This window comes from Lysinibacillus sp. COL-1 (assembly GCF_059814265.1).
In genome coordinates, this window is record NZ_JCAWSJ010000004.1 from 304,262 (window position 1) to 317,188 (window position 12,927).

The 12,927-nt window shown below is 39.7% G+C and carries 9 protein-coding genes; all 9 read left to right on the forward strand.

Annotation, left to right across the window (positions count from 1 at the left end):
* The first annotated feature begins 5 nt into the window (after nucleotides 1-5).
* A complete protein-coding gene (locus tag AC6BKE_RS09850; protein WP_036121468.1) occupies nucleotides 6-569 on the forward strand; it encodes a cob(I)yrinic acid a,c-diamide adenosyltransferase in 564 nt (187 codons plus the stop codon).
* A 270-nt stretch (nucleotides 570-839) separates the two neighbouring features.
* A complete protein-coding gene (locus tag AC6BKE_RS09855) occupies nucleotides 840-3,074 on the forward strand; it encodes a heterodisulfide reductase-related iron-sulfur binding cluster (protein WP_036121464.1) in 2,235 nt (744 codons plus the stop codon).
* 199 nt (nucleotides 3,075-3,273) lie between these two features.
* Complete coding sequence (locus AC6BKE_RS09860) at nucleotides 3,274-4,479, forward strand: acetyl-CoA C-acetyltransferase (RefSeq protein WP_036121462.1); 1,206 nt, start codon at nucleotides 3,274-3,276, stop codon at nucleotides 4,477-4,479.
* Complete coding sequence (locus tag AC6BKE_RS09865) at nucleotides 4,479-5,330, forward strand: 3-hydroxybutyryl-CoA dehydrogenase (protein WP_036121460.1); 852 nt, start codon at nucleotides 4,479-4,481, stop codon at nucleotides 5,328-5,330. Before AC6BKE_RS09860 ends, AC6BKE_RS09865 begins: the two co-directional genes overlap by 1 nt.
* Nucleotides 5,331-5,389: 59 nt before the next feature.
* Nucleotides 5,390-6,526 carry an acyl-CoA dehydrogenase gene (locus AC6BKE_RS09870; RefSeq protein ID WP_340812543.1) on the forward strand — a complete coding sequence of 379 codons (1,137 nt, stop codon included), beginning with the start codon at nucleotides 5,390-5,392 and terminating at the stop codon, nucleotides 6,524-6,526.
* Between the two features lie 167 nt (nucleotides 6,527-6,693).
* Nucleotides 6,694-7,830, forward strand: a complete 1,137-nt coding sequence (locus tag AC6BKE_RS09875) for an acyl-CoA dehydrogenase (RefSeq protein ID WP_036121450.1) — start codon at nucleotides 6,694-6,696, stop codon at nucleotides 7,828-7,830.
* A 3-nt stretch (nucleotides 7,831-7,833) separates the two neighbouring features.
* Nucleotides 7,834-8,466: a TetR/AcrR family transcriptional regulator gene (locus tag AC6BKE_RS09880; protein WP_036121448.1), complete on the forward strand. Its 633-nt coding sequence runs from the start codon at nucleotides 7,834-7,836 to the stop codon at nucleotides 8,464-8,466.
* Between the two features lie 93 nt (nucleotides 8,467-8,559).
* Nucleotides 8,560-11,808 (forward strand): fused isobutyryl-CoA mutase/GTPase IcmF, encoded by a 3,249-nt coding sequence (icmF, locus tag AC6BKE_RS09885; RefSeq protein ID WP_499856710.1) that lies wholly within the window; start codon nucleotides 8,560-8,562, stop codon nucleotides 11,806-11,808.
* Nucleotides 11,809-12,269: 461 nt separating this feature from the next.
* Nucleotides 12,270-12,812 (forward strand): DNA-directed RNA polymerase subunit delta, encoded by a 543-nt coding sequence (gene rpoE, locus AC6BKE_RS09890; protein ID WP_058844289.1) that lies wholly within the window; start codon nucleotides 12,270-12,272, stop codon nucleotides 12,810-12,812.
* Nucleotides 12,813-12,927: the final 115 nt, after the last annotated feature.

Below are 12,927 nucleotides of genomic sequence, written 5' to 3' on the forward strand. Positions count from 1 at the left end.
GAGAAATGAAGCTTTACACGAAAACAGGCGATACGGGGAAAACAAGTCTAATTGGCGGACGCGTTGATAAAGATAGCTTACGTGTTGAAACATACGGGGCGATTGATGAATTAAACTCTTTTATCGGGAAGGCAGTAAGTGAATTAGATCAAGCACTTTTTAAGGATATTTTAACAGATCTTGAAACAATTCAGCATGAACTATTCGATGCTGGTGGTGACCTTGCCAATGTGATGAAAGAACGCCACTATAAATTAACAGAGCAACCGATTGAAGTGTTGGAAGCTCGTATAGATGCTTTATCAGATGAGGCACCACCATTACAACGTTTTATTTTACCAGGTGGCGCACCAGCAGCTGCAACTTTACACATTGCTCGTACAGTTGCACGACGAGCAGAGCGTGAAATGGTGACACTTATGAAAGAAGTGGAGGACGTGCCGAAAGTTGTACAAAAATATTTAAATCGATTATCAGATTATTTATTTGCAGCCGCACGTGTTGTAAATGCTCGATTAAACGTAGCGGATATTGAATACATTCGCAGTGGCAATGTCTTCAAAAAATAAACTTGTTATGTGGATGTCGCAGCTTTTATTAATTAAATTTTAAAAAAGAAAAGTAAAAAAATGCTACTTTGAATAAATTTCAGGGTGGCTTTTTTTCTTGTAAAGTGTAAGAATATAAAATTATCAGAAATATTTCCGTTTTATGTTGACTGAATGCTCACTCATTTATTAGAATAGGAATATATTGATATAGTGACGCACATTTCCGTATGAACTAGCAAATTTGCCGCAAAGAGAGAAAATTACGACAAACTAAAGGGGGGACCAACCATGAGTCCATTATTAATTGCTAACATAGTCTTAACAGTCGTGGTTGTGCTTTATGCAGTAGGATTGTTCTTCTATCTGTTGAAAACACGCTATAAGTATGTGCAATTGGGGAAAAAGGTTGAGTTTGATGAAAGTGTTAAAGAGCGACTACGCTATATTATGGTCAATGTATTTGGTCAAAACAAGCTATTAAAGGATCCAAAGAGTGGATTAATTCACGTGATGTTTTTCTATGGATTTTTGATGGTTCAGTTAGGGGCCATTGATTTAATTTGGAAAGGACTAGCACCAGGATCACATCTGCCATTAGGTATTTTCTATGGTGTCTTTACATTCTTCCAAGAGCTTGTAGTTTTAATGATTTTAGTTGCGGTAGTGTGGGCATTTTACCGCCGCTATGTAGAAAAGCTAGTGCGTCTAAAAAGAGGATGGAAAAACGGTCTTGTGTTAATTTTCATTGGTGGCTTAATGGTCTCAACATTAATCGCTAATGGTATGGGATTAATCTGGCATGGTGAGGGGTTAACTTATACGGAGCCTGTTGCTTCAAGCATTGCTGCTATATTTGGCTTCCTACCTGCATCAGTAGCTGCTGGAGTGTTTTATGTTATGTGGTGGGCACATCTTTTAATTCTATTAACATTCCTTGTGTATGTACCACAATCTAAGCATTTCCATTTAATTGTTAGCCCACTGAATGTTTACATGAATCGTTTAGATCGTGTGGGTACATTAACGCCTATCGATTTTGAGGCATTAGAAGAAGCAGGAGAAAATGCTGAAAGTGAAGAGGATATGCCTTCAATTGGAGTTGGACGCATACAAGACTTCACACAAAAGCAAATGCTCGATCTGTATTCTTGTGTGGAATGTGGACGTTGTACCAATATGTGTCCTGCAACTGGAACAGGAAAAATGCTGTCTCCAATGGATTTAATCGTGAAATTGCGTGATCATTTAACATTTACTGGTGCTGTTGTAACAAAGCAAAAGCCTTGGGTTCCTTATCAATTTTTTGCCAATACCAAGGGTAATCAGCTTGCGATGGCTGCTGGTGCTGAAGGCGTAGTAATTGAAGATATTTACAGCCCATCTTTAATTGGCGATGTGATTACAGAAGAAGAAATTTGGGCTTGTACGACTTGTCGAAACTGTGAGGATCAATGTCCAGTAATGAATGAGCATGTTGATAAAATCATCGACCTACGTCGCTATCTAACAATGACGGAAGGAAAAGTTAATCCTGATGCACAACGTGCCATGACAAATATCGAACGACAAGGGAATCCTTGGGGCTTAAACCGTAAAGAAAAAGAGAATTGGCGTGATCTTGATCCAACAATCCATATTCCAACAGTAAAAGAGTTAAAAAAATCTGGCGAAGAAATGGAATATCTATTCTGGGTTGGTTCGATGGGGGCATTCGATAATCGCTCTCAAAAAATTGCTTTAGCTTTCTGTCGTCTATTAAACGAAGCTGGTGTGAAGTTTGCGATCTTAGGAAATAAAGAGAAAAACTCTGGGGACACACCTCGTCGTTTAGGAAATGAATTTTTATTCCAAGAATTAGCTACAGCAAATATTGATGAGTTTGAGAAAAATGATGTGAAGAAAATAGTGACAATCGACCCTCATGCTTACAATATCTTTAAAAATGAATACCAAGACTTTGGCTGGAATGGCGAAGTGTATCATCATACTGAAATACTAAATCAGTTGATTGAGGAAAATCGTCTGGCACTCAATTATGAAGTTCATGAAACAATTGTTTTCCACGATTCCTGTTACTTAGGCCGTTACAATGATGTTTATGATGCGCCGAGAGAAATTCTACGCGGTATCCCGGGTGTGAAGCTTGTGGAAATGGAACGAAATCGCGAAACTGCTATGTGCTGTGGTGCAGGTGGTGGCTTAATGTGGATGGAAGAGCATGTTGGTAATCGCATTAATGTAGCTCGTACAGAGCAAGCTCTTGCTACTAATGCATCCGTTATTTCATCTGGCTGTCCTTATTGCTTAACAATGCTGGAGGATGGTACAAAGGCAAAAGAAGTGGAAGACTCTATTGGCACATTCGATGTAGCAGAATTACTAGAGCGTTCAGTGTTCGGTGAAAAAGTGAAGGCTGTTGATCCTTCATCTGAGGAAGCTGAAGAAGAAACATTAGAGGAAGTGGTAGCATCCGTAGAAAATATTCAACAGGACGAGAATACGGAAGCGAACGCAGAAAAATGATTGCTATTGTAGAAATATTTTAGTTATCTGAAAAATATAAATTGCACAATAAAAAATTGTTTTGTAGAATAAGATTAAATGGAAATGGGAGTTGCAACTAACAAGCTCCCATTTTTCATCGATAGAAGTCGAGCGAGCGTTCAGTCAATGAAATGCTATACTACTTCATCGAGTACGTAAAACAAAAGGGGTGTTTTACTTGAATAGAGCTGTCATTTTAGCAGGAGCAAGAACTGCATTTGGTAAATTTGGAGGTTCATTATCAACATTACATGCAAGTGATCTAGGGGCAATTGCAATAAAAGGTGCGCTAGAGAAAGCAAATATTGCATCTGACGAAGTAGATGAGGTTATTTTGGGCTCTGTTTTACAAGGGGGACAGGGGCAAATACCTTCGAGGCAAGCTGCGATAAAAGCCAATTTACCAACAGCGGTAAAAACAGAAACAATCAATAAAGTTTGTGCATCAGGGATGCGTGCAGTGACATTAGCAGATCAATTGATTCGATTAGGGGACGAAGAAGTGATTATTGCTGGTGGAATGGAGTCTATGTCCAATGCTCCGTACTATCTGTTAAATGGTCGAAGTGGCTTGCGTATGGGAGATTCCACAATGGTGGATGGCATGCTTTATGACGGTTTAACATGTGCTTTCGATAAAGCGAGACCGCATATGGGGAGCTATGGTAATGCAACAGCTAAGGAATTCTCGCTCAGTCGTGAGGAACAGGATGCTTGGTCTGTTCGCAGTCATGAGCGCGCACTAGCGGCGATTGAACAAGGTTACTTTGCTGAAGAAATCGTACAAGTGGAGATTCCACAACGTAAAGGACAACCACTGGTCGTCGATACAGATGAAGCACCAAGAGCAGGTACAACGTTGGAGGTACTAGCAAAACTGAAACCAGCCTTTGACAAGGATGGCACGATCACAGCAGGTAATGCACCTGGCGTTAACGATGGTGCATGTGCCCTCGTGGTTATGAGTGAGGAACGTGCCACACGTGAAGGAAGAGAGCCATTAGCAATAATTTTAGGTCATGAAGAGCTTGCCATCGAGCCAGAAAACTTCCCACAAACACCAGGTCTTGTTATTAATAAATTGCTGAAAAAAACCAATAAATCATTGGCAGATATTGATTTGATCGAAATCAATGAGGCCTTTGCAGCAGTCGCTTTGGTCAGCAAGCAGTTAGCTGATTTAGATGCTGAAAAGGTGAATGTTAATGGCGGTGCGGTTGCTTTAGGTCATCCTATTGGAGCATCTGGTGCACGTATTATTTTAACGCTTGCACAAGAATTGAAGCGTCGTGGTGGAGGCATCGGTATTGCTGCAATTTGTTCAGGTGGGGGTCAAGGTGATGCGATTATGATTGAAGTACCAAAAACAGGGGGACTGAACTAATGGGAATTCAAAAGGTAATGGTCATTGGTGCAGGGCAAATGGGCTCTGGCATTGCACAAGTTTGTGCACAAGCAGGCTATGATGTGAAATTGAATGATATCAAACAAGAGTTCTTCGAGCGTGGAATAGGAGTTATTACAAAAAATTTATCACGTGATGTAGAAAAGGGCCGTAAAACGGAGGATGACAAAGCGGCTGTTTTAGGTCGAATTAGTATGTCACTAGATTTACAGGATGCTAGTGATGTAGATATTATCATCGAGGCAGCTGTAGAGAATATGGACATTAAGCAATCCATCTTTAAGCAACTTGATGGCATTGCACCAGCACATGCCATTTTAGCTACGAATACATCTTCGTTGCCTATTACTGAAATTGCAGCGGTAACAAATCGACCAGAGCAAGTAATTGGTATGCATTTTATGAATCCAGTGCCAGTAATGAAGCTTGTTGAAATCATTAGAGGCTTAGCAACTACGGATGAAGTATACAAAGCTGTTGAAGCGATGACAGTCAAGTTAGCGAAAACACCAGTAGAAGTGAATGACTTCCCAGGATTTATTTCAAACCGTATTTTGCTACCAATGATTAATGAAGCAATTTATGCGCTTTATGAAGGTGTAGCTACGAAGGAAGCAATTGACGATGTGATGAAGCTAGGTATGAACCATCCGATGGGACCATTAACATTAGCAGACTTCATTGGCTTAGATACTTGCCTTTACATCATGGAAATTTTACATGAGGGTCTAGGAGATAGTAAATATCGCCCTTGTCCACTGCTTCGTAAATACGTTGCAGCTGGCTGGCTAGGAAAGAAATCAGGAAGAGGCTTTTACGTTTACGAATAATCCTATGGGGATGGGGTTATGTAGATGTTGCGGGACAACTTAGAGGGGTGACATTATAGATGCAATTGCAATTTACAGATGAGCAAATGATGATGCGCGATATGGTTCGTCAATTTGCTCAGGAAAAAATTCAACCATGGGTAGGGCGGATGGAAGCAGGAGAATTTCCACGTGAGCTTCTACAACAAATGGGTGAACTTGGCTTAATGGGGATTACGACACCAGAAGACTTAGGTGGCTCTGGTATGGATTTTACATCGTATATTATTGCGATTAATGAATTGTCAAAAGTAAGCGCTGTAATGGGGGTTATTTTATCAGTGCATACTTCGGTTGGAACAAATCCAATCATTTACTTTGGAAATGAGGAACAAAAGAAGCGTTATGTACCAAAGCTTGCAGCCGGGGAATATTTAGGCGCATTTTGTTTAACAGAGCCAGGTGCAGGCTCTGACGCAGGGTCTCTACAATCAAAGGCAGTACGAGATGGCGATGAATATGTGATTAACGGCTCTAAAGTTTTTATTACAAATGGCGGAGAGGCTGATGTATATATCGTATTCGCCTCAACCAACCCTGCTGAAAAAACACGAGGTATTTCAGCTTTTATTGTTGAAAAAGGAACACCAGGTTTAATCATTGGTAAAGATGAACAAAAGATGGGTTTACATGGCTCACGCACTGTTCAACTGACATTCGATAATTGCCGCATCCCAACCGACAACCTTTTAGGGGAAGAGGGAGAAGGCTTCAAAATTGCGATGGCGAATTTAGATGTAGGGCGAATCGGTATTGCAGCACAGGCATTGGGGATTGCTGAAGCAGCACTAGAGGCGGCTACTACTTATGCAAAAGAGCGTGTGCAATTTGGTAAACCGATTGCTGCTCAACAAGGAGTTGGCTTTACACTCGCTGATATGGCAACAGCTGTTGAATCGGCAAAACTATTAGTGTATCGTGCAGCAGATTTACGTGCAAAAGGTTTACCGTGTGGAGCAGAAGCTTCAATGGCCAAACTTTTCGCATCACGAACAGCTGTACAAACGTCAATAGAAGCGGTTCAAGTTTTTGGCGGCTACGGCTACACAGAGGACTATCCAGTAGAGCGATATTTCCGTGATGCAAAGGTCACAGAAATCTATGAAGGTACAAGTGAAATTCAAAAACTAGTTATTAGTAAACATTTACTGAAATAAAGCCTGATAATAGGCTATTCTCTTAGGGATGACTTATTAAAGTGGAGTAAAGACCTCATCAAGAATGGAAACTCGCTCCAATGCTCCAATAGGATTGACAATCGCTGAACCCAGAACAACACACAGGTAACATAGAACAGAGTCTAATTAAAAAGGGGAAATGGACAATGAACTTTCAGTTAACAGAAGAGCATGAACAATTACGTGAAATGATTCGTGATTTTGCTATAAATGAAGTGGCACCAACAGCTGCTGAACGTGACGAGAATGAAGAATTTGACCGTGCAATTTTCGATAAAATGGCGGAGCTTGGGTTAACTGGTATTCCGTGGCCAGAAGAATACGGTGGAGCTGGGTTTGACTACCTTGCATATGTCATTGCTGTTGAAGAATTATCACGTGTCTGTGCCTCCACTGGGGTAACATTATCAGCACATACTTCACTGGCAGGATGGCCACTGTACAAGTTCGGTACAGAAGAACAAAAACAAAAATACCTTCGTCCAATGGCAGAAGGAAAACATATTGGTGCGTATGGTTTAACAGAACCAGGTTCAGGTTCTGATGCGGGTGGCATGAAAACATATGCTAAACGTGATGGCGATGATTATATTTTAAATGGCTCAAAAATCTTTATTACAAACGGCGGAGTGGCAGATACATATATTGTGTTTGCAGTAACAGATCCAGAAGCTAAACACGGTACATCAGCATTTATCGTGGAAGCTGGATTTAAAGGTTTCTCTGTAGGGAAGAAAGAAAAGAAATTAGGAATTCGTTCATCTCCTACAACCGAAATCATTTTCGACAACTGCCGTGTTCCAAAAGAAAACCTGCTAGGAGCTGAAGGGGAAGGTTTTAAAATTGCTATGACGACACTAGATGGTGGACGTAATGGTATTGCTGCTCAAGCTGTAGGAATTGCACAAGGAGCGCTGGATGCAGCAGTTGACTATGCCAAAGAACGTGTGCAATTTGGTAAACCAATCTCTGCTAACCAAGGTGTATCTTTTAAATTAGCAGACATGGCAACTCAAATTGAAGCTTCTCGACTTCTTACATACCAAGCGGCTTGGTTAGAGTCTAATAACCTACCATATGGTAAGGCTTCTGCAATGGCGAAATTAATGGCTGGCGATACAGCAATGAGTGTAACGACAGAGGCGGTTCAAGTATTTGGTGGCTATGGTTATACAAAGGATTATCCAGTAGAGCGCTTTATGCGTGATGCGAAAATTACTCAAATTTACGAAGGTACGCAGGAGATTCAACGTCTTGTAATCTCGCGTATGCTAACGAAATAATTGATGACAGAAAAAGATAAAAGGCCCCAAGTACAGTCAACTGTAAAAGATGAAAATTTAATCGCCATTCGTCGTGAACAAATGATTCAAGGAGCTATTAAGCTATTTAAAGAAAAAGGCTTTCATCGTGCCACGACGAGAGAAATCGCAAAAGCTGCAGGCTTTAGTATTGGTACTTTATACGAGTACATTCGTACTAAAGAAGACGTTCTTTATCTTGTTTGTGATAGTATCTATCATCATGCAATGGAGCGACTTTCAAGTTACGAGATTAAAGCTGGAACAATTGATGAGTTAAAAGAAATGATTCGAGAATATTTCGTGCAAATTGATAGCATGGTTGATGAGCTAACAATCATGTATCAAGAAACAAAATCATTGTCAAAAGAAGCACAACGCTATGTCTTTAGTAAAGAGTTTGAAATGGTTGCCACTTTTGAACGCTTGCTACAGCGCTGTGTGCAGTCTGGGGAACTAACAATGACAGACAAGCAAATTCATTTAGCAGCCAATAACTTAGTTGTCTCAGGACAAAGTTGGGCGTTCCGCAAATGGGCATTACATCGTCAACATTCAATTGATGAGTTCATCGACATGCAAATCACCTTGTTCATTTCAGGCATAAAGGGGTTCTAATATTTCGTAAGGGGTTTGTCGGCAATTGCATACATCGACATTGCAATTGTCGGCTTTTTTCAATTCATTAAGGGGAGAGAGTGGGGATTTCATATGACAAAGGTAGAAGTATATCGTCCAAAAAATCACGTACGTTTTGTGACAGCATCAAGTCTTTTTGATGGACATGATGCTTCAGTCAATATAATGCGACGCATATTACAATCGAGCGGTGTAGAAGTAATCCATTTAGGGCATAACCGTTCTGTCGAAGAAGTCGTGAATGCCGCGATTCAAGAAGATGCACAAGGTATTGCAGTTTCTTCTTATCAAGGCGGGCATATGGAATACTTTAAATATATGTATGATTTGCTGCGTGAAAAAGGGGCACCACATATTAAAATTTATGGCGGTGGTGGTGGGGTTATTTTACCTCGTGAAATTAAAGAGCTTCATACGTATGGCATTGCAGGCATTTTCTCACCAGAGGATGGCCGTGTTTTAGGGCTACAAGGGATGATTAATGAGCAAATTAAAGGAACGGACTTTCCAACTGCAACAGGCAACTATTTAGATAAATTAGAGGCTTTAACGACAGAAACGCCTGAAATTTTAGCCAATCTAATTACAGCAGCTGAGTCAAATAAGGATGAAGCTACGAAAGAGATGTTAATTGAGGCACGAAAGCGTTCAAAAGGTACACCTGTCATGGGGATTACAGGAACAGGTGGCGCAGGGAAATCTTCATTAACGGATGAGCTGATTCGCCGTTTCCTGAAAGAATTCCCAGATAAACGTGTAGCCATTCTTTCGGTCGATCCAACAAAGCAAAAAACAGGTGGAGCATTACTTGGAGATAGAATTCGCATGAACGCCATCTTCAATAACCGCGTTTATATGCGTAGTTTAGCAACACGAGGCTCTCGCACTGAATTATCTGCATCTATTGGTGATGTAATAGATGTAGTACGTGTAGCGGGCTATGATTTAATCATCGTCGAAACAAGTGGTATTGGTCAAGGTGATGCCGAAATCACAAGGTATACAGATCTTTCCATGTATGTTATGACAAGTGAATTTGGTGCACCTACACAGCTTGAGAAAATTGATATGATTGATTTTGCAGATGTCATTGCAATCAATAAGTTTGAGCGTAAAGGCTCGGAGGATGCGCTACGTCAAGTACAAAAACAATACCAACGATCTCGTGAGCTATGGGAAGAATCACTTGATAGTATGCCTGTTTATGGAACAATTGCTAGCCAGTTTAATGACAAAGGGACCAATGCATTATTCGCAGCTTTAGTTCATATTATTAACGAAAAAACAGGCTACAATTGGGAAACTAGCTATGAGCAATTTGCTAAGACGCAAAAGCAAGATGTCATTATTCCAAACGATCGTCGTTATTATTTACGTGAAATTACTGACACGGTTCGTGGCTATCATAAAAAATCAGAACAGCAGGTGGGATTTGCTCGCCGTCTGTTCCAATTAGAAGGTGCTATTACGGCAGTTAAGGAAAAAGCACCAGAGGATGCACTTATAGCATCGCTTTCTTCTTTAGCACAAGGTGTCAGAGATGAATTATCAGCAGAATCCAAGCGTATATTGGATAATTGGCAAACTTTAAAAGAAGCTTATGCTGGTGATGAGTTTGTGACGAAGGTTCGAGACAAAGAAATTCGCACTATTTTAAAAACAACAAGTCTTTCTGGCACAAAAATTCCTAAAGTAGCATTGCCGAAATTTGAGGACTACGGTGAAATATTACGCTGGGTGTACAAAGAGAATGTTCCTGGTGAGTTTCCTTATACAGCAGGTGTTTTCCAATTCAAACGTGAGGGAGAAGATCCGAAGCGTCAATTTGCTGGTGAAGGAACACCTGAACGTACAAATAAACGCTTCCACTATTTATCGAAGGATGACGATGCGAAACGTTTATCTACAGCCTTTGATTCTGTAACTCTCTATGGGGAAGATCCAGATTACCGTCCAGATATTTATGGTAAGGTCGGGGAATCGGGTGTATCGATCTGTACATTAGAGGATATGAAAAAGCTTTATGCAGGCTTTGATTTATGTGCACCGTCTACATCTGTATCTATGACCATTAATGGTCCAGCGCCTATTATTTTAGCGATGTTCATGAATACGGCGATCGATCAACAAGTTAAATTGCGCGAACAAGAGCTAGGACGGACTTTGACAGTAGAAGAGTTTACCGAGACACGTGAAAACACATTGCAGGTTGTACGTGGAACAGTACAAGCTGATATTTTAAAAGAAGATCAAGGACAGAACACATGTATTTTCTCGACAGAGTTTGCTTTACGTATGATGGGTGATATTCAGCAATACTTTATTGATCATAAGGTGCGTAACTACTATTCCGTTTCTATTTCGGGTTACCATATTGCAGAAGCTGGGGCAAATCCTATTTCCCAATTAGCTTTCACCTTAGCAAATGGCTTTACGTATGTAGAGTATTATTTAAGTCGTGGCATGAATATTAACGACTTTGCACCAAATCTATCGTTCTTCTTCTCGAATGGACTTGATCCAGAGTATACAGTAATTGGACGTGTTGCTCGTCGTATTTGGGCCATTGTAATGCGTGATAAATATGGTGCCAATGAACGTGCGCAAAAGCTAAAATATCATATTCAAACATCTGGTCGTAGTCTACATGCGCAAGAGATTGATTTTAATGATATTCGTACAACATTACAAGCATTGATGGCATTACAAGATAACTGTAACTCATTGCATACAAATGCCTATGATGAAGCTATTACAACACCTACAGAGGAATCTGTACGTCGTGCCATGGCTATCCAAATGATTATTACGAAAGAGCATGGCTTGGCAAAAAACGAAAATCCTCTGCAAGGTGCATTTGTTATAGAAGAATTGACAGATCTTGTAGAAGAAGCGGTCCTTGAGGAATTTGATCGTATTAATGATCGTGGTGGTGTTTTAGGTGCAATGGAAACGCAATATCAACGAGGTAAAATTCAAGAGGAGTCCATGTACTATGAAATGTTAAAGCATTCAGGGGAGCTACCAATCATTGGTGTCAATACGTACCTGAATCCAAATCCACCTTCAGACGCTGCTATCGATAATATGGAAATTGCTCGTGCATCCACAGAAGAGAAGGAAACGCAAATTCGCAATTTACAAGCATTCTGGAAGACGCATGAAGAAGAAAGTGAAGCTGCAATCGCACGTTTACAAGAAGTTGCTGTTAACAATGGTAATATTTTTGCTGAGCTTATGGAATCAGTAAAAGTAGCAAGCTTAGGACAAATTACAAAAGCTTTATATGAAGTTGGCGGACAATATCGTCGAAATATGTAATTGTAGACATTCAAAACTGCTTTTTTTCTAACATTTTTTTCTAATTTATGTAACAAGCTTCTCTAGTTTCTAGTGTCTAGTCTTAAGATTAGGCACTTCTTTTTATTTTCGTTATAATAGAAATGTAAAAAAAGGGGAGGCGCAGTAGGGATGAAATCATTTATTCACTACATAATTATATTAGCTTTAGTATTGGTAGCCATTTTCCTGTATAATAAGCAAATTGGCGCTATTCCTATACTACTATTATCTGTTTATTTGTTTTATCTTGGAATAAAAAAAATGCGTAATATAAAAAACAGTAATTGAAGCTAGCAAAGGGGCTAAAACTTTGTATATAATGGGTATTATGCTTATGTATAGAAAGTACCTTTTGCGTGGCCTTTTTTGCTGCGCTTGGAAAATAAAGCACCATGTAATTTTAAAACGTCCATTGTGATGAGGGAAAGGAAGTGCACGAATTGAATTTTCGTGAAATGACAAAGGAACAATTAACGGAAGAATCGTTAATTAACTTAGCTTATGCAATTTTAAATGAAAAACGTGCCTCAGTGTCTTTTAATGATTTACTAAAATTAATTCAAGAGCTTGTGGGCTATAGTGATGCAGAAATGAAATCCCGTCTGTTACAATTTTATACAGATATTAATATTGATGGCCGCTTCTTATATAATCAAGAAGCAGGATGGGGCCTACGTGAATGGTTTAAAGTAGAGCAAATTGAAGAAGAAACAGCACCTTCTGTTAAGACTCAAAAGAAAAAATCTAAAGCTGCCTTTGATGATGAAGATCTTGATGAGGATGTAGATTTAGAAGAAGAAGATATCGACTTTGACGAAGACTTCGAAGAGTTTGTTGATGAAGAAGATATTGAAGAAGAGGACGAAGAAAAAGAAGAAATCGATTTTGACGATGAAGAAATCGAAGATATTGATGAAGAAATTGATGAAGACTTTATTGATGAAGAGGAAGAAGAGTTCGACGAAGAAGAGGAAGAAAACTAATACAGTACTCTTAGAATTTTCTTTCTATTAGGCATGGAGTAAAAAATCTTGACTTCTATCACGGTTCCGTTTAATCTTTTACTTGGGCTCCTTAAAAGAAGGAGAAAGACCGTGT